16 protein-coding genes and 1 tRNA gene are annotated in these 24,722 nt (G+C 60.7%); 8 read left to right on the forward strand and 9 right to left on the reverse strand.

Annotated elements, in window-relative coordinates; all coding sequences use genetic code 11:
• Positions 1–19: 19 nt before the first annotated feature.
• Positions 20–1,495, reverse strand: coding sequence for an NAD-dependent succinate-semialdehyde dehydrogenase (locus RQ865_RS04130; protein ID WP_311477777.1), 1,476 nt, complete (start codon positions 1,493–1,495; stop codon positions 20–22).
• Between the two features lie 308 nt (positions 1,496–1,803).
• On the opposite strand from RQ865_RS04130, the gene RQ865_RS04135 reads away from it, so the two are divergent.
• Positions 1,804–4,035 (forward strand): Orn/Lys/Arg decarboxylase N-terminal domain-containing protein, encoded by a 2,232-nt coding sequence (locus RQ865_RS04135; protein WP_311477779.1) that lies wholly within the window; start codon positions 1,804–1,806, stop codon positions 4,033–4,035.
• 141 nt (positions 4,036–4,176) lie between these two features.
• Here the strand turns inward: RQ865_RS04135 and RQ865_RS04140 are convergent, their stop codons facing one another.
• The gene (locus RQ865_RS04140; protein WP_311477781.1) at positions 4,177–5,361 is read right to left on the reverse strand and encodes an MFS transporter; all 1,185 of its coding nucleotides are present in this window, start codon (positions 5,359–5,361) and stop codon (positions 4,177–4,179) included.
• A gap of 557 nt (positions 5,362–5,918) precedes the next feature.
• Here RQ865_RS04140 and RQ865_RS04145 point away from each other — a divergent pair.
• Positions 5,919–6,614, forward strand: coding sequence for a Pr6Pr family membrane protein (locus RQ865_RS04145; protein WP_311477783.1), 696 nt, complete (start codon positions 5,919–5,921; stop codon positions 6,612–6,614).
• A 54-nt stretch (positions 6,615–6,668) separates the two neighbouring features.
• On the opposite strand, the gene RQ865_RS04150 is transcribed toward RQ865_RS04145, so the two are convergent.
• The gene (locus RQ865_RS04150; protein WP_311477784.1) at positions 6,669–8,006 is read right to left on the reverse strand and encodes an MFS transporter; all 1,338 of its coding nucleotides are present in this window, start codon (positions 8,004–8,006) and stop codon (positions 6,669–6,671) included.
• A gap of 156 nt (positions 8,007–8,162) precedes the next feature.
• Positions 8,163–9,314, reverse strand: coding sequence for a helix-turn-helix domain-containing protein (locus RQ865_RS04155; protein ID WP_311477786.1), 1,152 nt, complete (start codon positions 9,312–9,314; stop codon positions 8,163–8,165).
• Positions 9,315–9,692: 378 nt separating this feature from the next.
• On the opposite strand from RQ865_RS04155, the gene RQ865_RS04160 reads away from it, so the two are divergent.
• Together RQ865_RS04160 and RQ865_RS04165 are read left to right on the forward strand one after the other, a co-directional pair.
• Positions 9,693–11,165: an amidohydrolase gene (locus tag RQ865_RS04160; protein ID WP_311477787.1), complete on the forward strand. Its 1,473-nt coding sequence runs from the start codon at positions 9,693–9,695 to the stop codon at positions 11,163–11,165.
• A gap of 40 nt (positions 11,166–11,205) precedes the next feature.
• A complete protein-coding gene (locus RQ865_RS04165; protein WP_311477789.1) occupies positions 11,206–12,432 on the forward strand; it encodes a M20 family metallo-hydrolase in 1,227 nt (408 codons plus the stop codon).
• 388 nt (positions 12,433–12,820) lie between these two features.
• Here RQ865_RS04165 and RQ865_RS04170 read toward each other — a convergent pair whose 3' ends face one another.
• Entirely contained in the window at positions 12,821–14,152 is a 1,332-nt protein-coding gene (locus RQ865_RS04170; protein ID WP_311477791.1) for a D-alanyl-D-alanine carboxypeptidase, read from the reverse strand.
• A 199-nt stretch (positions 14,153–14,351) separates the two neighbouring features.
• On the reverse strand, positions 14,352–15,566 hold the full coding sequence (locus tag RQ865_RS04175) for an MFS transporter (protein WP_311477793.1): 1,215 nt from the start codon (positions 15,564–15,566) through the stop codon (positions 14,352–14,354).
• Positions 15,567–16,061: 495 nt separating this feature from the next.
• On the opposite strand from RQ865_RS04175, the gene RQ865_RS04180 reads away from it, so the two are divergent.
• The 3 genes from RQ865_RS04180 (at position 16,062) to RQ865_RS04190 (ending at position 20,525) form a co-directional block, all read left to right on the forward strand.
• Complete coding sequence (locus tag RQ865_RS04180; protein WP_311477794.1) at positions 16,062–17,552, forward strand: aldehyde dehydrogenase; 1,491 nt, start codon at positions 16,062–16,064, stop codon at positions 17,550–17,552.
• Between the two features lie 80 nt (positions 17,553–17,632).
• On the forward strand, positions 17,633–19,063 hold the full coding sequence (locus RQ865_RS04185) for an aspartate aminotransferase family protein (protein ID WP_311477795.1): 1,431 nt from the start codon (positions 17,633–17,635) through the stop codon (positions 19,061–19,063).
• A gap of 133 nt (positions 19,064–19,196) precedes the next feature.
• Entirely contained in the window at positions 19,197–20,525 is a 1,329-nt protein-coding gene (locus RQ865_RS04190) for a cytosine permease (RefSeq protein ID WP_311477797.1), read from the forward strand.
• 220 nt (positions 20,526–20,745) lie between these two features.
• On the opposite strand, the gene RQ865_RS04195 is transcribed toward RQ865_RS04190, so the two are convergent.
• From RQ865_RS04195 to RQ865_RS04205, 3 genes are all read right to left on the reverse strand, one after another.
• Positions 20,746–20,818 (reverse strand) — tRNA-Thr (locus tag RQ865_RS04195).
• Positions 20,819–21,464: 646 nt separating this feature from the next.
• Positions 21,465–22,604 carry a DNA alkylation repair protein gene (locus RQ865_RS04200; protein WP_311477798.1) on the reverse strand — a complete coding sequence of 380 codons (1,140 nt, stop codon included), beginning with the start codon at positions 22,602–22,604 and terminating at the stop codon, positions 21,465–21,467.
• A 69-nt stretch (positions 22,605–22,673) separates the two neighbouring features.
• Positions 22,674–23,528, reverse strand: a complete 855-nt coding sequence (locus RQ865_RS04205; RefSeq protein WP_311477799.1) for a helix-turn-helix domain-containing protein — start codon at positions 23,526–23,528, stop codon at positions 22,674–22,676.
• A 146-nt stretch (positions 23,529–23,674) separates the two neighbouring features.
• Between RQ865_RS04205 and RQ865_RS04210 the strand changes: the two genes are divergently transcribed.
• The coding region (locus RQ865_RS04210) for an ABC transporter ATP-binding protein (RefSeq protein ID WP_311477801.1) at positions 23,675–24,722 on the forward strand (1,048 nt) is incomplete at its 3' end.

Genomic DNA, 24,722 nt, shown 5'->3' on the forward strand with positions numbered 1-24,722 from the left:
GGCGATTCGCACTACCGAACTACTGGTCGGCGAAGGGGTCGGGAACCGCGGTGTACTTCGTGTTGAGGTACTCCTCGATACCCTCGAACGAACCCTCCTTACCCAGGCCCGAAGCCTTCACGCCACCGAACGGCGCGGCGGCGTTCGAAAGCACACCGACGTTCAGGCCCATCATGCCCGCCTCGATGCGATCCATCATGCGCTGGCCCCGCGAGAAGTTCTCGGTGTAGACGTACGACATGAGGCCGTACTCCGAACCGTTGGCGAGCTCAACCGCTTCGTCTTCGGTGTCGAATTGCACGATCGGCAGCACCGGGCCGAAGATCTCTTCACGGCACACGCCCGCATCCGGTGACACGTTGTTAAGCACGGTCGCCTCGTAGAAGAAACCAGCGCCCTCGCCACGCTTGGCACCGGTGACCACCTCGGCACCGCGAGCGATTGCATCCTGCACGAGCGAGTCAACCTTGTCGACCGCTTTCTGTTCGACGAGCGGGCCGATCACCACACCATCCTCGGTGCCGCGGCCCATCTTGTAGGCGGCAACCTTTTCACCAACACGCTTCGCGAACTCACCAGCAACCGACGAGTGCACGTAGATGCGGTTCGCTGCGGTGCAGGCCTGGCCGATGTTACGGAACTTCGCGGCGAGCACACCCTCAACCGCCTTGTCGAGGTCGGCGTCTTCAAACACCACGAACGGTGCGTTGCCGCCAAGCTCCATCGACGAGCGCAGCACGTTGTCGGCAGCCTTCTTGAGCAGGCCAACACCCACCGGCGTCGAACCGGTGAACGAAACCTTGCGCAGGCGCGGGTCTTCCATGATCTGGTTCGACACACCGGCGGTGTCGCGCGAAGTGATGACGTTGACCACACCGGCGGGAACGCCGACCTCTTCGAGCACCTTCACGAACAGCAGCGTGGTCAGCGGGGTGAGCGATGCGGGCTTCACCACGCAGGTGTTACCGGCCGCAAGCGCCGGAGCGATCTTGCGGGTGGCCATCGCCAGCGGGAAGTTCCACGGGGTGATGAGGAAGCAGGGGCCCACCGGGTGCTTCGAAACGATCATGCGGGCGTTGCCCTCGGGGGTCGAGCCGTAGCGGCCGAGCACGCGCGGTGCCTGCTCTGAGAACCAGCGCACATACTCGGCGCCGTAGGTGACCTCACCCTGCGATTCATTGAGCGGCTTACCCATTTCGAGAGTCATCAGCAGCGCAAACTCGTCGCGCATCTCGTTGATCTTGTCGAATGCCGCGCGCAGCAGGTCGGAGCGGTGACGCGGAGTGGTGCGTGCCCACTCGTCCTTAACCGCGACCGCAGCGTCAAGAGCTGCCTTTGCCTGAGCGGGGGTGGCGTTCGCGACCTTGACCAGTTCTTCACCGGTGGCCGGGTCGTAAACGCTGAACGGTTCGTTCTCGCCGTCAACCCATTCGCCGTTGATGTACAGCTGCGTGGGGAGTTTGGCGAGCAGTTCTGCTTCGGTGGGGTAGCTCATCTGTGCCTCTCTAAAGTTCCAAATGATGCGGATCCGCGTTTACGCTCGCCACACGGTGGTCGACGCTGACGGATGCACTGCATCGAAACTACACCGGTAATTGAAACGCCGCCTTAGTGCCAGCGCACTCGACCATCACGTTCAGCTTGTGCACACGCACGCAGACGCACCCAAAACACCGGCCGACACCTCAGGAAACTAGGCGAACGGCGTTCACATTTCACGCTAGGCTGCTGACGCATGGCAAAGAGGCTGTGCATCCATCCACCAGTAACCCACCCGGTTACCACCCACCGCGAAGGCACGACATGACCATCGACTTCCCCATCGCGATCGTCACCAACTCGGTGCAGCCAGCTCCCGAAACCTGGGCGGCACTCGACGCGCTCGAAACCGCCCTGCGTGATTCGGGCACCACCGTTGAACACATCCACACGGTTGACGACGCCAACGCATTCGGCCGCCTCACCACCGACAACTCGGCGGTGGTGTACGTGGTTGATCCCCGAGCTATGACCAGTGAGGACGACCGGCATATGGATGCGCTGCGCGAGTTCGTCGCGGTGGTGCGGGGACAGAACGAACGCATCCCGATGTATCTGTATGGCGAACAGCTCACCGCTCGCCGCATCCCCGTCGAGGTGCTCAGTGAAATCGAAGGCGTCGTCAACGCACACGAAGACACGCCGGCATTCGCGGCGCGCACCATCCAGCGCGAAGCCGCCAACTATTTGCGCGAACTTGCGCCGCCGTTTTTCAAGTCGCTCATTCACTATTCAAACGACGGCGCCTACTCGTGGCACTCCCCCGGCCACTCGGGCGGCACCGCTTTTTTGAAGTCGCCGGTGGGCACGCTCTTCCACGGGTTTTTTGGCGAAAACATGCTGCGCACCGATGTGTCGAGCTCGGTGAAAGAACTCGGTCAGCTGCTCGACCACTCGGGGCCAATCGCCGAATCAGAACAGCGCGCCAGCGAAACCTTCCGCGCCGACCACCTGTTTTTTGTGACTAACGGCACCTCCACCTCGAACAAGGTCGTGTGGAACTCGTGCGTGAACCGCGGCGATGTGGTGCTGGTTGACCGCAACTGCCACAAGTCGATCCTGCACAGCCTGATGCTGACCGGCGCCGTGCCAATCTATCTACACCCCACCCGCAACCGAGCCGGCATTATTGGCCCCATTCCTCGCAGCGAGTTCGATCCCGAAGCGATCCGCGAACGCATCCGCAACCATCCGCTGGTTGACAACCCCGACGCAACGCCCAAGATTTTGTCGCTGACGCAGTCGACCTATGACGGCATCCTCTACAACGCCAACGAAATTAAGCGCACCCTCGACGGGCATGTCGAGGCGCTGCACTTCGATGAGGCCTGGGTGCCCCACGCCGCATTCCACGAGCTGTACCGCGAAATGCACGCCGTCGACAACACTGCCGAGCGCACCGAATCGTCGCTCGTGTATGCCACACAGTCGACCCACAAACTGCTCGCCGGGCTTTCGCAGGCCTCGCAGGTGCTGGTGCAAGACTCGGCCACCCGCCAGCTCGACCGCGAGATTTTCAACGAGTCGTATCTCATCCACACCTCCACCTCGCCGCAGTACGCGATCATTGCCAGCTGTGATGTTTCGGCCGAGATGATGCGCGGGGTTGGTGGCCGGGCGCTGGTGGGCGAAGCCATTACCGAAGCGCTCGAGTTCCGCCGCGCCATCACCCGTATCGGCGCCGAGCGCGAACCCGGCGATTGGTGGTTCGAGGTGTGGGGCCCCGAAACCTCGCAGGGTGCCGATCAGCTCGACCGTAACGACTGGTTGCTGCGGCCGCAGGATGCCTGGCACGGCTTTGGTGACTCGGTGGATAACGAGTTCACGATGCTCGACCCGCTGAAGGTGACGCTCACCACGCCCGGTCTGAACCTTGACGGCTCGTTTGGCGAGATTGGGATTCCGGGGCCGGTGCTGGCGAAGTACCTCGCCGAGCACGGCATCGTGGTTGAGAAGATCGGGCTGTACAGCCTGTTTGTGTTGTTCACGATCGGTGTGACCAAGGGGCGTTGGAACACGCTGATTGCCGAGCTGCACCGGTTCAAGCGCGCCTTTGACGAGAACGCGCCGCTCGAGCGGGTAATGCCGCGATTCTGCGCCGAAGAGCCAAGCTATCGCGGGCGCGGGCTGGCGGATCTGTGCCAGGCGATGCACGAACGCTACCGCGAAACCGACTTCGCGAACCTATCGACCGATATTTATCTCGACGACCCCGAGATGGCGATGCTGCCGGCGGATGCGTGGACCGCGATGACCTCGGGGAAGGTAGAGCATGTGCCGCTGCCTGAGTTAGCGGGGCGCATCACCGCGGTGCTGCTAACGCCGTACCCGCCGGGGATTCCGCTGGTGGTGCCCGGTGAGCGGGTGACCCAGCGGATGGTCGACTACCTGGTGGTCGAGTCGGCGATTGCCGATGAATTCCCCGGTTTTGCGGGAGACACGCACGGGCTGGCGCGCGATGGTGTGCCGTCGGTGGCGTGTATCCGCGAAGACTAGGGTTTTCGGCTCGGCGCCGTCGCGAACTGTGGGGTTGTTCGCGACGGCGCCGACTTTTTGCTGCCCGGCGTGAGGAACGCGGAAAATTTCGGCGCTTTGATGGCTTTTAGCGCATCCTGGCGCCGAAATCTTCCGCTGAACTCACTGGCCGGTGTCGACACCGGCGTCGTTCTCACCGTTGGCACCCTTCCCTGCCTGCCGAATGCGGCGTTGTAATCCGCCGGCGGTGATCAACAGGTAGAGAACAGCTGAAATTGACACACCCCAGCCGAGCCCAAAGGTTTGCCCCACCCAGGTGACGATCGGTGCCACCAGTGCTACGACCAGCGAGTGGGTCATCGACAGAATCGATACCGCCGTTGCCCGCACACCATCCGGCACGCCCTGGTGAAAAAGCCCGGCAACCAGCACCTGCAGCATGCCCTGTAACGCAACATGGACGACGAACGATGCCCAGATCAGTACCGGACCTTCCGAGAGTGCAAACGCTACCGTTGCGGCGACGTTGATAATGGCAACGACCGCAAGGTGTGCGACGCGGATCTTCAGAATGCGCAACAGCATCGGCCCGACAAGGTTGGCAATGTTGAGCCCGAGGTAGCCGATGGCGAGAAACACGAGCGAGACCTCATTGAACTTCACTTGCCACAGGAAGAATGGCGCGACTGCGGCGGCGTTGGTGACGACTACGAGCCAGGCATGGGGCGCACGAACGGTCCCGAGCGCCTGGCGCACGAACTTGGGCCAGGGCAGTTGGTGGTGGTCGGTGATTTTGTCGCGAAAAAACGCGATCACGATGCCTGCGGCGACAAAGAACACGATGGCGGCCAACCAGATTCCCTGTGGCCAGACCGCGAAAATGAGCACTCCGGTGAGGCCCCCGACAATGCCAGCCGCAGCGGACACATAGGTGATCTTGCCGTATGCCTTCGCAATCACGTCGGGGTCACGGCTTGGAAGCGAGTTGACGATGATTGCGTTCGAGGTGCCCGTCATTGCAGCTGTGGCTACACCCGCAATGATTTGTGCGAGCACGAGGGATGATTCGTTGAGGTTCGCGAAGAACAGCGCGAAGGCGGCGATGCGCAGTGCATTTCCGATTTGCAGGGCGCGTTTGTTTGAGTAGCGATCGAAGAGCACCGCGAAGGGAAGCTCCGCAGCGGTGAGCGCGATATTGAAAGCTGCCGCCATCAAGCCGATAAATGCGAGCGAATAGCCGAGTGTCTGGAAATAAACGACGTCGACCGCCGCAAAGCACGCAATACCAGCCGAGCTGAGAGCGATGAACGCGAATGCGTTGCGCATTGACAGAACCTCGGCAGCCATGAGGAGTTAGTGTACGGACTTCGTGAGAACGAAGTGAATTCGACAATGCAGCAGCCGGCTTACCGCTATGGCTTCAGTCACGCATGAACGTGCAAGAGCTACAAAGTCAGGACGAGCCAGTTCAGTCCGGTTACAGCACCGAACTCGGCCTTCACGTACTCGCGCAGAACCCCGTAGCCCAATCCGCCCGCACCTCGATCGCTATATGGCAGCGACCTCGTGCACCTTCGCGACCGTCGATGTGCGACCCTCACGTGATCTGCCTCACGACGTCCGATGAAAGCGTGCTGCGCGTGATGTATGCCGGTGGTTGGGATGGGCAAACTGCTAGACGGGTTGGTCCGCTTCAAATCCCTGCTGCAATGATCGATGTCGGGCAACTCGCGATTACCAATGGGGCGGCCGGGCGTGAGGAACGCGGAAGATTTCGGCGCTTCGATGCCGTGGAGCGCATCCTGACCTCGAAATCTTCCGCTGAGCTCACGCTGACCAGATTGAGCACAGTTGTTGGAATGGCGCTAGGGCGACGAAAACCCACCCGTGCCAGACTGTCTGTCATGCCGTCGCGAACACTACCCGCAGTAAACCGTGCTCCGAAGCTCAATAACGCTCTGCATCCCGATCGGTCGTGGATCCGGCTGCTGCGGCTGGTGATCGGTGGGCTCGCAATCGCCTCGGTGGTGTACAACGCGTGGCGAGCTGCCACCGGCGCATCCGATAACACGCTCATTCAAACGCTCTCGCACTTCACAAACATGTCGAACGCACTGTTCGGCATCGCGTGCGTGGTCGGCGCGGTTTCGACGCGCAAGAAGCTGCCGGTGTGGTGGGATGATCTGCGCGGCATGCTCACATTCATGATGGTGATGACGGGCATCATCTACGCAGTGCTCGTGGCCGAACCCGGCGAGTTCGCGCGCTGGGATCTGCCGTGGCACAACATCGTCGCCCACCGGGTCGCCCCCGTCGCGGCGCTACTCGGGTGGCTGCTGATTACCACGACGCGCCGCGCCCGTTGGTGGCGGCCGCTTGTATGGCTTTTGCTGCCGATCGCGTGGCTCGCCTACACCTGGATTCGCGGCGCGATCGCCGGCTGGTATCCCTACAAGTTCCTCGATCCCACCCTCGACGGTGGCTGGGGCCGGGTGATGGGGATGATGGGATATGTCGTCGTCGCGTTCCTGGCGGTTTCGCTCATCCTGCACCTGCTCGGTAATTTGCGTGCGTGGTTGGCGCACCGCAATCGCCGATAAACGCGCAAATAAAGCGGGGCCGAGGATCTGCATCCCCGGCCCCGACGCACGTATTTAGTGCGTGTAGTCCTCGTACTGCTGGCTCAGCTTGGGAGCGAGCAGGCCACCCAGTGCGCTTGCCAGCGAGAAGATCACGAGCAGCACTGCAGCCGGCCACCAGTGGTCACTTGCCCAGGTCACGAGCGCCGTCGAGATCAGCGGCGTCAGTCCCGCCAGGATGTTGCAGGTGTTGTAGGTCAGTGACACACCGGTCAGACGAACCGACGAGGCGAACAGGCCCGTGAGCACTGACCCGGTTGCGGCGAAGGAGTAGGTGAGCGTCACAAGACCGATAACGACACCGGCAACAACGAGAAGCGGCTGAGTCGTCTGCACCAGCATCAAACAGGGGAATGCGACGAGCGCACCCGCGATACCTGACCAAATGATGACCTTCGAGGCACCAAAGCGCTGCCCGAGTCGTCCCGCGTGAATGACCGCGCCAAGCTGGAATACCGCGCCAACCATGGTTGCACCAAGGACGACATCTTTTTCGATGCCCAGCACACGCGTTCCGTAGTTCATGATGAACGAGGTGACGATGTAAAAACCTGCGGTGCCGAGCAGCGCAGCGAGCACACCAACGAGCATCTGTCGCCACGACGTGCGGAAGACAGCCGCCACCGGCGTCTTTTCCTTCGTACCCGACTCTTCAAGCTGCCGGAATACTGGCGATTCGTTGAGCTTCGCGCGAATCCACAGCGTGATCAGCAGCAGCGGAATTGCCGCGAGGAAGGGGATACGCCAACCCCAGGCGTCGAAACTGTCTTTCGACAGGTAGAGAGCAAGCAGGTAGATACCACCGGAAGAAAGAATCGTGGCGATCGGCGAACCGAGCTGCGGGATAGCCGCCATCGCGGCACGCATCTTCAGCGGCGCGTGCTCGACCGCCAAGGTCATCGCGCCACCCCACTCACCGCCGATGAACAGCCCCTGGAACATTCGCAGGATGATCAGAAAGATCGGTGCCGCGATACCAATCGACATGTAGTTCGGCAGGATGCCGATGAGGCCGGTGGCGATGCCGATACCGACCACGGTGATCATCAGCACGGCCTTGCGGCCAATCTTGTCTCCGAGCCAACCGAATAGCAGCCCGCCCAGTGGCCGCATGAAGAAGCCAACGGCCAGGGTGGCAAAAGAGGCCATCGATGCGGCGGCCGCGTTATCTGACACGAAGTACTGGACGTTGAACACCAGCGCGGCAGCGGTGTTGAACAAGAAGTAGTCGTACCACTCGAGCACGTTGCCAGCGAGAGCGCCGTAGGCTGCCCGTTTCGCATCTTTTGGCGAGATGACATTGACTGTCGCTGTTTCTGCCTTTGCAAGCGATTCAGGGGACTGTTGGGTCATGTGAAGCTCCTACTCCATTGACTCACGCGCGAAAACGCGCTGCTGCACCGTTGCAGCCTCCGTATGAGCATCCCAATTCTGATGCCGCTCGCGCGATAGGCAAGTGTCACCGACCCAACTCTCCCAGTGTGCACCTGCACACTGGAGGAAGTTTATTTATGCCCAGGCCAACACCACTCTGGCGGCCTGCACCGGCACGGTGACGTCGAGCCCGGTGAGTTCGACAAATCGACGCATGCGATTCGTCAACGTATTGCGATGGCAAAACAGTTGCTCCGAGGCTTCTCGGACGCTGCCGGTCTCGAGGTAGGCGCGTATTGAACGCTCGAGCAATTCTCGCTCAGTCTCGCTGCACGCATCCAGGCCGGCTTCAATTTCGACAACCGCAGACAGATGCGATTTTTGTAGCTCTTGTTTCACCAGCTGCGGCCAGTCATCAAGGCTGCGTCGCTGCCGGCCCACCCTTGATGGCAGCTGCGCCAGCCCGTGCGCCAGCCGAGCTCCCGTGCGCACATCATTAAAACGATCAACAAAAACTATTGCGCCATAGCCCGCAGCACGAACCCATTGAAGTGCTGGCGACGTACGCCACGAGGAACGGGATGCGATGAGCATCAGTGTGCGTTCTCGATAGAAGAAGCTGACAGCCCCTTCTACCCGCGCTTTCGGGTTGAGGTCCTTCCGCAGTTCCACCGCTTCCACACCGACCGCAGCCAGAATTACGAACCCATCGTCAACCGGCAACCCCAGCACTTCAGCGATTTCCCGCGACCTCGAATCGCTCACACTGTCGTGGTCGATGAGTTCCACGAGCAGTGTCCGCTCACGGAACTGCCGCTCCTCCGCAATGAGTTCGCACTCGGCCAGATACCCGTCCTGCACAGCTCGGCCATATTCTTCGACAATGCCCCAAACGAGATCGGCATGCCGCAGCAATAGCGGGACATCCTCTGGATCGGCCACTGAAACCAACCCGTTCCAAATAACCAGGTAGTCGGTGTTGATAACGGTACTGAGCGTGGCCCTAGAAATACCGCTATGTGCCCGCGCAACGCCGAGCGAAAATCCGGCACGGCGAAAACTCTCGTTATCACCCTCACCGCGCATCCGCGCGATGAATTCAGTGAAGGCTTCCTTCGAGTTCCGGACGCGCTCGGCGATCGACACCTTGCCGTCGCGATACTCGGGCATCTCGTCGAGACGCTCCATAAAGTCGGCCAGGATCGCTTCCATATCGAGACGCGAAATAAGCTCCAGCCAGCGTTCCCGATCAGCAGTTTCGGGTTTCGTTGTCAGCTCACCAGCCAAAAAATTTCCCCCCAAAACCTCTGCGAATTGTGCATCTACCCAAGAATCCTACTGGGTCGGTTGCGCATGCCCTTAGCGCACCAGTTCGGAAAGTGCCACGCTAGGGCTATACGACATCGAAGTCGTATCCGACAGCAAGTGCATCCGCACCTAGACCGATGCCGCGCATTGCCCGCCTGCAGCGAAGCTGTGAGGGACTTGGAGGAGGATCATGGTTGATCTGATCATCGAAGCGAACGAGATTTTGACCCTCGACCGCCTTCGGCCAACAGCCAAACGGTTTGGAATCACGAACGGTCGAATTATTGGGTTCGACGAGGAGCTCGATGGTTTTGACCTCAGCGCCGTGCCGGTCGATCGATATCGGATCAGACCATCATGCCGGGTTTCATTGATGCTCACTGCCACACGACCTGGTGGGGGCTCGGCCTCAACGGCATCCCGGTCGCTGAGGCGCGCGGCTTGGATGAGTTCTATGACCTTCTCCGCGACGCTGTCGCCAAGCTCGACGAGGGTGAGTGGGTGTATGGGATCGGGTTCAGCGAGATGCACCACGGCGGGCAGCTGCCAGACATTCGAGTGGTCGATGAAATCACAGGCGACCACCCGATGTACATCCGGAATATTTCGGGGCACGCATCACTCACCAATACGGCGACGCTCCGGATGGTTGGTGCTTTTGACCCCGACTTTGAACCGCCGCAGGGCGGGGTGCTGGTTCGGGATGAATCGGGTAAGTTCACGGGGCTGGTTGAAGAAGCTGCCCAGGGGCTCTTGCAGCAGCTAATCCTCCCCTACTCGCACGACCAGATTGTCGCTGCACTGCACACCGCAACGAAAGAGTACGCGACGCAGGGCATCACGAGCTTCACCGAAGCGGGTGTTGGTGGTGGCTGGATCGGACATTCACCGGTCGAAGTTGCCGCCTACCAAACCGCAGCCGAAAGCGGTCAGTTGTTTGCGCGCGCGCAGCTCATGCCAGCCCTGGATGCACTGGAAGATATTGAGGGCGCAACCGCAGACTTCCAGGGCACACAGCACGCTGCCGGGCTTTCGCTCGGCATCCGCACTGGCATCGGAAACGAACTTGTTTCGCTCGGCCCGGTCAAAGTGTTCACCGATGGGTCGCTGCTCGGCAGAACTGCTGCCGTCACCGAGTCGTTCTGTGGGCACCCCCACAACCACGGCTACCTGCTGACTCCGGCGGATGAGCTACACGACCGTGTGGCACGCGCCTACCGGGCGGGCTGGAATCTCGCGCTGCACGCGATCGGGGATGCGGCAATCGACCTGGCGCTCGACATTATCGAGGAGTGCCAGAACACTTACGGTCGGCGTTCAACACCGAATCGGATTGAGCATTTTGGGCTCTCCCGACCCGACCAGGTTGAGCGAGCAGCCAAGCTCGGGGTGGCAGTTACCCCGCAGCATGGCTTCATTCATCTGTTCGGCGCCGAAATGGTTGATCGGATTGGCGAACATCGCCGCGACACCCTCTATCGAGGCAAAACGCTCGTGGATGCGGGGGTCATCGTTGCCGGATCCAGCGATTCACCGGTTTGCGACATCAACGTCCGCCGCGCGATGCAAGCGGCCATCGATCGAGTTTCGGAGGACGGCTCGATCATTGGTGAGAACGAGGGGCTCGATCGAGAGCAGGCACTGCGGCTCTACACCGAGTGGGGTGCCATTGCCACGGGCACAATCAACGACAGGGGAACGCTGACGGCAGGCAAACTAGCCGATTTCGTGGCCCTGAGCGGCTCTCCGCTGCACACCGAACGCCTTGATGAGCTTGATGTGCAAGCGACCTATGTCGGTGGCCGGCGCACCTATTCGGCCGATGAGTAATTCACTTCCCATTTCAGGTTTCAAGACCAAAGGAGGCACCTTGAACATCGACAACGCAACATTTCTCGAGCATTTCGAATCGATGAGCTCGATCGGCGCCACCCCCAACGGTGGTGTCGAACGGCAGGCGGGATCACCCGCTGATGGCCAAACCCGACAGTGGTTCCGCGGCCTGATGGAAGCTCTTGGCTTCCAAGTGCGACAGGACAGTATCGGCAACCAGTTCGCGCTGCTTGAGTTCGACCCGAGCCTACCGTGGGTGGGCGTGGGCTCGCACCTTGACTCACAACCTCGCGGCGGTCGATTCGATGGTGCTTACGGTGTGCTCGCGGGCGCGCACGCAGCGGCCCGGCTACGCAAGCAGACCGACTCAAAGTTCAATATCGCCGTTATCAACTGGTTCAACGAAGAGGGCGGTCGCTTCCCCCCATCGATGATGGGAAGTTCGGTATTCACCAAGAAGCTCGATGTTGAGGATGCACTGCGAATCACCGACGCAGCGGGAGTCGCCGTGGGGGATGCGCTCACGGCAATGTCGGCAACCGGTGACTTTGCTATTGAACTCGATGCCTATGTGGAAGTGCACATCGAACAGGGGCGTCGGCTCGAAGACGCCGGCATCCAGATCGGCATCGTTGACGCAACGTGGGGTGCCGAGAAGTTCACGTGTCAGGTTCGCGGCGACCAGGGACACACCGCCGCCACCATGCTCGAAGATCGCCACGACGCGCTTTTTGGCGGCGCACTTGTTGTCACCGCAGCCCGTGAAGTGGCTGAACAGTTCAGCGATGAACAAGCCAGCGTCAACTCAGCGTGTGGCGAGTTCCACGTCTTGCCAAACTCACCGGTTGTGGTGCCAAGCCAGGTTGATTTGCGGGTTGATTTCCGTTCGAGCGACCGGGAGCGACTCACTCGTGCCGTTGCCGAGTTTCGGAGCCGTGTTGTTGAGGCAGCAGCCCGAGCGAAAGTCGAGATCGAGCTCACACCCGAGCATTCCTGGCCCGCACAGCAATATGACACGGCCGGTATTGAACTGGCCAAAGCCGCTGCCCAATCGCTCGGCCTTTCGCACACCGTGCTCAAGACCCTTTCCGGACACGACTCGACGAATCTGAAGGATGTTGTGCCAACTGTCTTCCTATTTGTTCCGAGCGTGGAAGGCATTAGCCACAATGAGCGCGAGCTAACCAGCAATGACGACATGCTTGCGGGCGTCGCAATGGTGACTGAGGTGCTTCGCCGCATCCTTCGGGGCGAGTACGTCTAGAGACGCTTCCGGCGAACTCAAGGGGGTGTCGGCACCACCGACGCCCCCTTTGCACCTACACGACACATTCCGGCGCTGCCCCTGCATCCCTGCACCGGCTTCACCCCGGCGCCTGCCGTACATCTCTGCATCCCAGCCCTGCGCGCCTGCATCCCAGCCCCGCGCGCATCCCAGCCCCAGCGCGCATCCCAGCCCCAGCGCGCACCTCTGCCTCACTGCAGAAATTTGTTTCCTGGCTGCAGTTCAGACGGGAGATTTGTTTCCTGGCTGCAAAAACCCAGTTTTAGGTCGTTTTTAGGCTCAGAATGCCATTTTTGCAGCCAAAATTCTGATCGCAGGAAACAAAAATCCGCAGTACGCCGCAAGACCAGTATTCAAGAGCAGCAGCCTATTCCCCGGCCAGCTGCAGTCCACACTCCTGGGCGCGGGCCACCACATTGTCAAGTAGCGGCCGATCGACGTCCACCGAAAGCGGTGCATTCTCATCACCGGCAGGGCGGGTGACCATCACCACCATTCGCACGCGCCCGCCATCAACATCAATCCATCCAGCAAGCCCGAGCGACTCAGTGATCTGCCCGGTTTTGGCACTCACGACCCCATCCGTCAACTCGGGAAATCGCCGCTCAAGGGTGCCGCTGCGCTGACTCTCAGGCAGCCCCGAAAGCATCGGCGCCAGCTCATCATGAGCGTTGACGACGCGTAGCAGCTCATCAATCGTTTCGGCGGATGCACGATTGTCGCGCGACAGCCCCGAGCCATCTGCACCAACAAACCCGGTCACATCGATCCCGAGCCACAGCAGCGCCCGGCGCTGCGCCTGATTAATCGCATCAAAATCGGTGCCGGTGTCGAGCTCGATCGCCACTTCGCGCGCGAGCACCTCAGCGATGACATTGTCGCTCTCGAGCAGCATCAGATCAACGAGTTCGGCAACCGTGGGAGATTCAACGGTTGCCAGCGGCATAGCCCCCGGCGCCGGCTTGAGCGCAGGGTCGAACGGTGCGCCAGTGTGCGCCGCAAACGCAGCGCCGGCATCGACTGCAGGATCTTCGCTGCGGGGCGACTCTTGCGCCGCCGGGTCGGCCCGCCCGCCGTCGACCATCAGCGCCGAAATGGGCGACATATACCCGAGAGTGCGGTCTTCAGGTTCCCAGGATGGGTGCCATTGCGGCCCGGAGTAGCGGCTCGTGTCGATTCCAATAGCGGTGATGTGCTGGTTGTCGAGCTGGGCGGCAAGGTCTGCGATGGATGCGGTGGGGCCGGGGAAGTAGCTGCTGTCACCCGAGCGCAGGGTCGGGTCGCCGCCGCCGATAAGCACCGCGGTGCCGGGTTGCATCCCGGGCACGACCTGCGTGGTGAGGCGGTAGTCGGGGCCGAGCACCTCGTAGGCGGTGGCGGCGGTGACGAGTTTCATGACGGATGCGGTTGGCACCGGTTCGTCGTCGTGGAGTTCGGCGAGCAGCTGCCCGGTGGCATCATCGGTGAATGTGGCGTGAACGGTGAGATCGCCGGCCGCGTCAATTGCTGGCTGCAGCGAACACTGGCGGAATTCGGCTCGCTGCAGTGGTGACGGGTCGGGAGTCGACGTGGGTTGTGTGGTGTTGGTGTCGTCAGCGCTGGTGGCCGGGACGATCAGTGTGGATGCGGCACCGAGCGACAGCCCGGCAATCAGCGCCGCTGCGCCGCCGAACCAGCGCATCATCCGCGCATCCACCATGAACGTCCTTTCCCCGCACGCATCCTATCTGGCGTGGTGGCGTGCTCGCGCCGCAGCCACCCCACCGCCGCTACGCCGCACCCACGCCGCTGCGGCGCCGCAGCGCCGTACCTTCCGCATTTGTGTTTCTCCGCGGCATTTGTATGTGGCAGACCACACACAAATGCCGCTAAGACACACACTGCCCGAAAACGAGCGACTATTCGTCCGGGCACAGCTCGCTCAGCTTCGGCATCCGACGAAGCTGCGGCTCGATGCCCATGAAAATAGCGGCAATCATTGCCGCGACTGCACTGACATAGAGTGCAGGAGCCGCACCAGACCACTCAAACAGCAGGCCCGCCAGTAGCGACCCGATGGGCATGAGAATCATCCCCGGCACCCCGGTTGCTGACGTCACTCGGCCAAGAATCTTCTCGTCACTTGTGACGTTCATGTAGGTGACAACGGATGCATTGAACGGTGGCAGCAGTACGGCTGAGAGCGTAAAGATCGCGCAGGTGAACCAGAAATTTTGGTACCCGAACGCAATCGCGGCCTGCGCGAGCGCGAAGCCGCTCAATGCCACAATCCCAAGGGCCCCGAGCGAAAACCGTTCAACCATCCATCCGGCGATAAGCGCACCCAAAATCACTCCGGCACCAAAGAATGTTGAGAGCGCACCGATGAGCGGTGCGGGTATTCCTGATTGTTGATATTCGAAAATGAGGGTGAGTGGCGTGAGCGCCATCGCTAAATTCGCGATGCCAGAGATCAGGGCGATACCACGCAGTGCGCCGTCGGCGAATACATGCTTAAATCCCTCGGCAAGTTCCGCCCAATAGCTCCCCCCCTGAGCAGTTACTTTCTCTTTTGCTTTCGGAGTTGCGAATGCTGCCAGGGTGTTCAATACGATCTGCGCCAAAAACGGCATGTGCGTTTGTATCGCGAAAAGCCAACCAGCGAATGGGCCTCCGAGCAGTTCTGCAGCCGCCTCGCGCCCCTGCCCCACCGCGCTGGCCCGCCCCATCTGCGCAGGTGCAACCACCAGTTTCATGAGCCGCTGTTCGGCGGGCCCGTCTATTCCCGAAGCTGCACCAGCAATCAACGCACCGAAGAACATCAAAAACACGCTCGTCCGAAAAATTCCGACCAGCACCAGAAGCCACCCCAGGGCTTGAAGCGCCGACGAGATTCGCAGCGAAAAAGAGGCGCCCCACCGGTCAACAGCTGCACCAGTAAGTGCCTGCGAAAGCACAAGTGCCCCTGAAGTTATCGCCACAACCGCACCCGCGAGCACCACATCCTGTGTGACGGCAACTATCGCCAGTGGCAGCGCAACCAAACTAATTGCCGACGAAAGCTCATTACTGACTTTAGCGACGAGCAGCCGCTGATAGGGGCGGTTATGCGAGAGCTTCGAGTCAGTAACCATGGCAGCACTCCTTTGTGAATGGTTGGATGCCAGAGTACAGTCACGCGGCTGCCAAGTGCACCGCCTTGCTACCGCACATTGCTGCGCCGCCGCATCCTGTCGCTTACCGCATCCCGCTGCCGCGATTCACCGCCATTTGTGTGTCTTAGCGGCATTTGTATGTGGCAGAACACACACAGATCCCACTAAGGCACACACAAGGCCGCTCAGTGAGCAGACCGGGCACGGCCTCGACGCCGCAGCCCACCAGGACAACTGCAACAAGATCAATAATAGTGATCGCTCGGGCCACTTTTTGCTATTTTACAGATGGCCACAGGCCCCCAATACTGGGTCACACCTCGTCAAAAGTGACAGCTCAACGAAGAGCTCCAGTTCAAACATGATCGAAGCCGACCTGAGGTACACCGCTGCATCTCACGAGTCGGTCGACCCAAAACACCGCCGGCCCGGTGCACGGCTACATCGGCAGCACAACACTGAAGGAGATGCCACGTGACGAAAGACTACGAATACTGGAAATCCGCGGCGCAATCCATCCGCCTCGACGGTCGGCCCTTCGTGCACGGCAAGCGCGTCAACGCCGCTTCAGGCAAAACAATCACCACCACCAACCCGGCAACCGGCGAACAGCTGTCGCAGCTGCATCACTGTGAACCCACCAATGTCGACGCTGCAGTCGCCTCAGCCCGCCAGGCTTTCAACTCGGGCGAATGGTCGAGAGCCGGTGCCGGATTCCGACGTGAACGGCTTCTTGAGCTCGCGAAGCTGATGGAACAACACGCAGAAGAGCTGGCGCTCGACGACTCGCTCGATATGGGCAAACCAATTCGTGAGGCCAGCACTATTGATGCACCGGGTTCGGCGGCGCTGATGCGTTTCTATGCCGAAGCCATCGAAAAACTCGAAGACCGCATTCCGGTTACGCCACCGGGATCAACCGCGCTCGTCACCCGCGAACCGCTCGGCGTCATCGGCATCATCGTCCCCTGGAACTATCCGCTTGAAATCGCCACCTGGAAAATCGCGCCCGCTCTGGCCACGGGCAACTCGGTGGTCGTGAAACCGCCCGTCGAGGCACCACACTCAACACTGCGTCTTGCCGAACTGGCCGTCGAAGCAGGCATCCCGCCGGGTGTTTTCAATGTCGTCACCGGCCCCGGATCTGTCACAGGCGCCGCGATCGGCCGCCACGAAGATATCGACATGGTCGCCTTTACCGGGTCGACCGAGACGGCCAAACGGCTGCAAGAGTATGCCGGCCAATCGAATATGAAACGCCTCGCGCTCGAGGCTGGGGGTAAGAGCGCCAACCTCATTTTTGCCGATTGCGAAGATCTCGAACTCGCTGCGCAGAAGGCAGCTTTCGGCAGCTTCTACAACCAGGGTGAGGTGTGCTCGGCTAATTCGCGAGTGCTGGTCGAACGCAGCGTGCTCGACGAGTTTCTCGAACATTACGTAGCAGCAGCCAAAGCGTACGCGCCCGGCGATCCACTCGATCCGAATACCGGTATCGGGTCGCTGGTTTCGACGCAGCACGCGAATGCGGTTTGGGAAACTATCGAGCGCGCCCGAGAAACAGGCAAGGTCGTCTGTGGCGGGTCGCGACCCGAGATCAACGGTTCGCGTGCGTTCATCGAGCCCACGATCATCACCGGTGTTCCCGCCGATCACGAGCTGCACACCCGCGAAATCTTCGGCCCGGTTGCCGTTGTCGATGCGTTCGACGACGAAGAAGAAGCCATCACGCGCGCAAATGAAACCGAGTACGGCCTGGCTGCATCCGTGTGGACCGGGAGCCTATCGCGCGCGCACCGAGTGTCTGAGCGTCTCGTGGCCGGCACGGTGTCGGTCAACACGGTTGATGCGCTTGGTTTCACCACCCCCTTCGGTGGGTTTAAACAGTCGGGGTTCGGCCGCGACCTGTCGATTCACGCGCTCGAGAACTACACCGATTTGAAGACCACATGGATGCAGTGGGGCTGATGTTACGGCTGCGCAGCGCATCCATTCACTCACGCAGGTTCACACAGAAAGAGAAATAGATCATGGTGCTCCAACAGGAAATGACAACGAACATCGACACCGAGGCCGACTCAGCTGCAACGGCGCAGCTCACCGACGTGGCGAAACGTCACCTGGTGATGAATTTCACGCCGGCCGATAAATATCGGGATGCGGAACTTCCCGTCTTTGTTCGCGGCGAACACATTTCGCTTTTCACCGACACCGGAAAACGCTATGTGGATGGGCTGGCGGGCCTTTTCTGCGTGCAGCTCGGCTACTCTCACGGCGCGGAAATCGGCGCAGCCGTACGCGACCAGCTCGCCGAACTCCCCTACCAGACAACCTGGAGTGTGGCGCATCCTGCCGCCGCACTGCTCGCACAGAAACTTGCCCAGCTCGCCCCTGGGGATCTCAATCGAGTTTTCTTTACCTCGGGCGGTGGCGAATCAAATGAGGCGGCGATCAAGCTGGCTCGCCAGTACCACGTGACCCGCGGTGAGGGTGCGCGGATGAAGTTCATTGCTCGCCGCGTCGCCTATCACGGCACCAGTTTCGGGGCCATGTCGCTGAACGGTATGACCGATGTGCGCAAGATGTTCGAGCCCCTCATGTACGGGGTGCGCCACACGCACAACACCAAACGTTACCGTCGCCCCCGTAGCGAAACTCCCCAACAGACCACCGATTTCTTACTCAACGAACTCGAGTCGTTGATTATTCAGGAAGGCCCCGACACGATTGCCGGCATCTTTATGGAGCCGCTGCAGAATGCCGGCGGTAGCCTCACACCACCAACTGCAGATTATTTCCCCAGGGTGCGCGCACTGTGTGACAAATACGGCATCTTGTTTATTGCGGATGAGGTGATCACCGGGTTTGGCCGGCTCGGTTCCTGGTTCGGTTCAATCCATTACGGTTTTCAGCCCGACATCATCACGTTCGCGAAGGGAATTGCCTCCGCTCACGTACCGCTCGGTGGATTCGTGGCGAGCGATCACATCATTGAGACGGTGCTTGACGGCCCGGTAGGAATGTTTAACCACGCACTCACCTATAGCGGGCACCCTGCCGCATGTGCCGCAGCGTTGAAGAACCTCGAAATCATCGAGCGGCTCGGTGTTGTCGAGCATGTCGCGGCCGTCGCGCCCTATTTTGCCGAAGCTCTTGATCGTGTTGCACAGCGCCACTCGAATATCGTTGGCGACCTTCGTGGTGATGGGCTTCACCGCTCATTTGAGTTGGCAACGAACCATGACAGCCGGCGTTGGGACAGCGAGAAAGTCAGTGCCGGTGATTTTGTGAACCACCATCTCAACCCCGCGCTAGACCAGGTTGGACTGCTTTGCCGGGTAGCGATCGATGCCGAAGGAAATCCGCTCGTGCAGCTGTCACCACCCCTCGTATCCACCCGCGAAGATATTGACGAGATTGCAGAGCTGCTCGATAAAGCATTCACAATCGCAACCGATAGCGCGCAACTCGGCCGCTAACCAACAACCCAAAACCCTGTAGACCTCAAAGCGAGGTCTACTAAGTGAACGCTGAGCACAAAGGAGTGCACCATTGCGTCGAGAGCCCCCAACAGTCACAACATCATTTCTGCGTTTTGAGCAACAACATATTTTGCCCATCCCAGAAACCGAGCGAACCGGAAACCCCTGGTCTCAAGTAGCGATCTGGGTGGGGCTCAATATGATGCCGCTCGCGGTCGTAACCGGTGCGGTCGCGAGCGGCACCTACGGACTGCCAATCGGCTGGAGTATCGTCGCGATTCTCATCGGTAACGTGGTGGGCGCATTTGGTGCGGCGCTGCACGCCTCGCAGGGCCCCAATCTCGGTGTTCCGCAAATGCTGCAGGCTCGCGCCCAGTTCGGGTATCTGGGCGCGAGCCTGTTCGCACTCATTGCCTTCATCATGTTTATGGGGTTCTTTGCGAGCATCCTCATCGTGGCTAAAGACTCGCTGCTGGCCGTGTTCCCCGATTTCAACGGGACGGTAGTGATTCTGCTATTCGCCGCCCTTGGTATCGGGCTGTGTGTTTACGGCTACGAACTGCTTCGCCGAACAATGGTGTGGCTCTCAATAATGATCGGCGTTGCTGTTGCCGCATCCATGTTCTTGCTGTGGATGAAACCAGAGATCACTACGGTGCGTGCAGATGCGGCTTTCAACATCGAGGGGTTCTTTGCGATGCTCGCCATCGGTGTTGTCTGGCAGCTCGCCTACGCCCCGTATGTTTCGGACTACACCCGATATCTCCCGCGAGACACCGGCCCAAAGACCGCGTTTTGGACCACCTATATCGGCCTGGTTGGTAGCTCAGTATTCGTGATGATGCTCGGTGTGTTGCTCGGGGCTGCGAACGAGTCAAACCCGCTGGCTGCCCTCGGCGAACACCTGGGCGCATTTGGGTTGATCGTGCTCCTCGTTTTTGCCGTGAGTTCAGCACTGATCAACGGCGTCGAACTCTATTCGGCGGTCATGAATGCGTTGACGGTGATGCAATCGAATTTCGGTATCGTCATTTCGAGCCGGGTTCGCATCTGGACTACCGTCATTTCGGGTTCGATTGCCACAACAATCGCCATCATCGGGCAGGGTGATTTCATGGCGAACTTCGAGAGCTTCCTGACGCTGCTGCTCTACGTTCTGATTCCGTGGTCGGCCATCAACCTCGTTGACTATTTCGCCCTGCGGCATGGTGATTACTCGCTGGATGACATGTTCCGCAAGGACGGTGGGCGTTACGGTCGTTGGAACGCGGTTGGTCTTTGGAGCTACGCAATCGGAATTGTGGCTCAGATTCCGTTCATGATTACCCCACTGTTCACCGGCCCGCTCGCCTCGTTCGTGCAGGGAATTGACATTGCCTGGCTTACCGGGTTCGTGGTGACGGCGATCATTTACTACCTGCTCGCTAGTGCGCAGCGACGTCGTGAGCTCGCCCACTAGCTACGAGTTTCCGGGCCGGTTGTGTTAGCTGCTGCCGGTTGACGGGCATGCGATTGAGCTCAGCGGAAGATTTCGGATGCAGGATTGCCGTGCGCGCATCCTTGGCCCGAAATCTTCCGCTGCGCTGTTTCGGCGAAGTTTAGTAACGATGACAGGCTCAGCGAACCCTTTCGGATGAGAACTCGAGCGAAGTGCGACAGCAAGATTGTCGGCGTATCTGAGCCACCTGCGGGAATCGAACCCGCGACCTATTCATTACGAGTGAATCGCTCTGCCGACTGAGCTAAGGTGGCCTGCCGCACGAGGGCGACCAGCCAAGCCTACCCTACTGCATCCGGGAGAGCGACCCGCCACCAGCCCACCGGCTCGCATCGCCTCCCCGCGCACATCCCCGCATCCCAGCAGCTGCACCTGCAGCCCACTGCAGATTTTTGTTTCCTGGCCTCAGAAAATTGGCTGCAATTTGCCGACTTTGTGTGCATTTCCGGTGCCAGATCCCGGGTTTTGCAGCCAGGAAACAAAATTCAGCACCGAAATGAGGCCAGGAAACAAAAATCTTCAAGGCAGGGATGCGGAGCAAGACAGGCGGGGATGCGGGGCAAAGCAAGCCTGGGCTCGGCGGCAGAGCTTCGGCTGGGCGGCGACAAGGCGGGGATGCGGGGCAAACCTGGGTGCAGAGGAGGCAGGGATGAAACCGGCAGCGACAGAGCGGGCTTGAAATGGTCCAGCACCTGCCTCAACCTCGGCACTGACGGTGATCTCGGTTTCGTCCAGCACCTCGATGGAGCTTCGAAAGACCACGCTCTCGCAACAAGTACCCCTCCTCCGCATCGGCGAAGAAGGATAGGAGAGGGTCGATCTGCGAGGCTTCAGACATGAGGCTGGCCCAGTGTAGCGGTGATGATCCGCCTGCGATCCGCTGAACGCAGAAAGCTACAACTAGTCACCGGTAGCGTGACCGGCTTCGAGAACGAACGGAATCATGTCGGTAGGCGCACCGTTCGCCTGAACGGTGAGCCCCTGCTCACCGGGGTAGTAGGTCCTGGTCTTCACTACCTTGAAAGAGTGCCGCTTCGATACGACCTCACTGCTCCTCGGCCCCACTCGCACCCGGCCCAGCCTAAAGGTCGCAGGACGAAGCTCACCATTCGCCCGCCTGAAATAGACCTGGTAGTCAACAACAACGTCGCGAGCTTCATCGCCGCTGTTCCTGATCCTCGCACTGATCTCCATTCCCTGACCGACCTGCGGAGTGCTCGTACTCAACCGAACGTCGGACACACAGATCGAGGGGTCAGGTTCGGCCCCAACCAAAGCGAGCGCTGCCGGGTTGCCCGCCTTGATAAGTCCCCTAAGCCCCTTCGTCACGACCCACAGCGCTCGCTTCTGGTTCTTAGCCTCGGCGAGCCATCGCTTCGCTGTTTTAATCGCCAGTTCGGGATGATCCTTCGAGATATCGTTCAGATTGTTCGCCACCGATGTTCGAACGTAGTGCGATTCGTCCTCAACGAGACGGTCGATGATCTTGATCACGGGTCGGGGATCCTTGATGAACGGCTCGAATCGCGAATGCCATGGCAGCCTCGGCCGGATTCCCTCCGTGGCTAGCCGCCTAACGTTGTGACTCTTCGACCCGGCCCAGCTCTCAACTGTCTGCATCGTCAGCTCATGCCATTGGCGAAGGTAAGGCCGGATAGCGTACTCACCGGTGTGACTCTTCGTGATCTCCTCGATCGCTGCCAACGAACGTTCGGGATGATCCAACCCGAACTCCTCGACGAAACGCGCGACGGGCATCAGAAACCACGACTCGTTAAACATACCTTCGCCCTCTCGCAGCTCTGCTCCGAGAGAGTCGACAAGGATGTCAAGGGCGTCGAGGTAGTCGTCCGGGAGCCGCTTCCTGAGCTCGTCCGCAAGAATAAGAACGCGGTCTTTCAGCTCGAGACCTTCCACCTTCGCGTCAACGGCAGCCGCGTAGTTCTCAGTGTCGATCCTGAACGATCCCTGGTTGATACGCTTCGCGATCTCACGGGCACACTCACCGGTGAAATGCTGCTTTAGTCCGTACTCGCTCATGTGGTCTCCTTTCAAGCCCAAAAGCTTTGCTGCTGGAACGGGTACGGCGGGGCCTGTCTTCGCTTCGGGTTAGTCGGTGGTCGACTTCGGCATCGCCCGGCGCAGCCGTTGGCCCATCGCCTGACGCAGGGTCGCGCGTGTCTCAGCGCTGAGGGCCTGGTGAGTATCGCGTGCGATCGCACTTTCAGGACATCCCACCTCATCTGAACCTGTTGCGTCGTGGGTGCCGGCCGCGCAGCTTGCGCCTGAACCCGACTCGTCGGTAGTCCTCGCATCCGGCTCGGCGGCACTGCCAGTCCCCATATCCGCAGCTTCCGCCCCCTGTGTGGCCTGAGCAGACCCGGCCAACAGAGCTATACCGCGGTCGACCGCCTCGTCAGACAGCTGCGTTGAGCCGGCCAACGTCAGCACGGCGGCCCCATTGTCCAGGGCCATTATCAGCCCGCCGAGCTCCTGGGCACTCAGCCCGTTTACCTCAAGCCCGAGGTCTTCGGCCGCCTGCGCGTAGAGCGCCACCACTCGGTCGATCCGCACTGCACACTGCGCGGCGAGCTCAGGGTCTCGCGCCGCAAACGCCACGAACTCCAAGGTTGCCAACCCCATTCCGCGCACCGCCTGCTGGGTCTCCTCCCGCTTCAGCCCAGCGGCGTCCTCCATGAAGGCCATCAGTGGTGGTTCCCCACCCACCGAGTCAGTGAGCGAGGCTTCAATGTTGGCGTCGAGAACGGCTAGGAACAGCTCGGCCTTGTTGGCGAAGTTTGAGTACACCGCTCCCTTAGAGAACCCGGCCTCCTTGGCGATCCGGTCAAGCCGCGCCCCGTGGTAGCCCTCGCGGGCAAACGCGGCGCGCGCGGTGAACACCAGGCGTTCACGCGTCATTCGCTGCATGTCTCGGCGCGAGAGGGGATCGGGCAGGTCCGTCATCGACAACCATGATATCCAGCCGAATCGCTACACAGCAGCACGACGACGCCGCTCCTTCCCTGCCGAGCCCCACCCGCCGTTGACATACTGTCAGTATTTGGAATACCTTCAGTATGTCAGATACCTTCGGTACTCGGGAGGGGTCTATGATCCTCGACATCCACCAGCTCACCCGCAGATTCGGCACCGTCACCGCCAACGACTCCGTATGCCTTCAGGTCGGCGCCGGCCAGCTCTCCGGCCTGCTCGGCCACAACGGGGCCGGCAAGACCACACTCGTCTCCCAGATCGTCGGGCTACTCCGTCCAGACGCCGGCTCCCTGCACGTGGCCGGTGTGGACGCCATCCGCCGCCCCGCGCTCGCTCGACGTGCGGTGGCCCTGCAAACCCAATCGACCACATCCCTCGACGGTCTCACCCCACGCCAGGCCATTACCCTGGCCGCTCGGCTGCGTGGCCTGTCTGCCCGCGACTCCCGCGCCGCTTCCGCATGCCTGCTCGAAGAGCTAGACCTCGGCCCCTGGGCAGACCGCGCCGCCCGGCCCGAGGGTGGTGGCCTATCCGGCGGCGTGCGCCGGCTCACCTCCCTGGCGATGGTCTTGGCCGCTCCAGTACCTCTGCTGGTGCTGGATGAACCCACCAATGATGTGGATGCGGCACGCCGTCGCTTGCTCTGGTCGGCACTGCGGCGTCGCGCCGATAACGACGGAGCCGCCGTGTTGGTGGTCACCCACAACGTCAACGAGGCCGAGTCTATGGTGGATGAGCTCACCGTCTTAGACCGCGGCCGCGTAGTGGCCGTCGGCAGCCCGGCCCAGCTGCGCGCCCAGGTGCTCGGCGGGACGGCTAAGGTCAGCGCTAATGGTGCCGGTGATGAGAGTGGTACCGACGACACGCTGCGACTCACCCTCCGCCTGCCCACCGAACCCGAGTCGACTCGAACCAACACTGCCGCCGGGTCCTGCCGGGAAACTGTGGGGCTGCACCTACCGGAACAGCTCGGAGCGCAGCGCAGCGTCGTTGTCGGCCGTCGCGTAATAGTCACCCTGCCCACGAGTCGGACTGGGGACGCCGTCGCCTGGTCCAATAGCCAGCGCGCCGCCGGGGTCATCGAAGACTACACCCTCGGCCCGATCAGTCTGAATCGCCCTGGGTTTCGTTCCGTTCTTCAAGCAAGGATGGAACCGATGAATC

Origin of the sequence: uncultured Gulosibacter sp. (assembly GCF_963509965.1) — a bacterium.
Taxonomy (GTDB): domain Bacteria; phylum Actinomycetota; class Actinomycetes; order Actinomycetales; family Microbacteriaceae; genus Gulosibacter.

Excerpts from the sequence above, each read along its gene's own strand:
- RQ865_RS04175 (WP_311477793.1), bottom strand. The coding sequence starts at position 15,566 with ATGGTTACTGACTCGAAGCTCTCGCATAACCGCCCCTATCAGCGGCTG.
- RQ865_RS04140 (WP_311477781.1), bottom strand. The coding sequence starts at position 5,361 with ATGGCTGCCGAGGTTCTGTCAATGCGCAACGCATTCGCGTTCATCGCT.
- RQ865_RS04145 (WP_311477783.1), top strand. The coding sequence starts at position 5,919 with ATGCCGTCGCGAACACTACCCGCAGTAAACCGTGCTCCGAAGCTCAAT.
- RQ865_RS04160 (WP_311477787.1), top strand. The coding sequence starts at position 9,693 with ATGCCGGGTTTCATTGATGCTCACTGCCACACGACCTGGTGGGGGCTC.
- RQ865_RS04205 (WP_311477799.1), bottom strand. The coding sequence starts at position 23,528 with ATGACGGACCTGCCCGATCCCCTCTCGCGCCGAGACATGCAGCGAATG.
- RQ865_RS04150 (WP_311477784.1), bottom strand. The coding sequence starts at position 8,006 with ATGACCCAACAGTCCCCTGAATCGCTTGCAAAGGCAGAAACAGCGACA.
- RQ865_RS04170 (WP_311477791.1), bottom strand. The coding sequence starts at position 14,152 with ATGGTGGATGCGCGGATGATGCGCTGGTTCGGCGGCGCAGCGGCGCTG.
- RQ865_RS04200 (WP_311477798.1), bottom strand. The coding sequence starts at position 22,604 with ATGAGCGAGTACGGACTAAAGCAGCATTTCACCGGTGAGTGTGCCCGT.
- RQ865_RS04135 (WP_311477779.1), top strand. The coding sequence starts at position 1,804 with ATGACCATCGACTTCCCCATCGCGATCGTCACCAACTCGGTGCAGCCA.
- RQ865_RS04130 (WP_311477777.1), bottom strand. The coding sequence starts at position 1,495 with ATGAGCTACCCCACCGAAGCAGAACTGCTCGCCAAACTCCCCACGCAG.
- RQ865_RS04185 (WP_311477795.1), top strand. The coding sequence starts at position 17,633 with ATGACAACGAACATCGACACCGAGGCCGACTCAGCTGCAACGGCGCAG.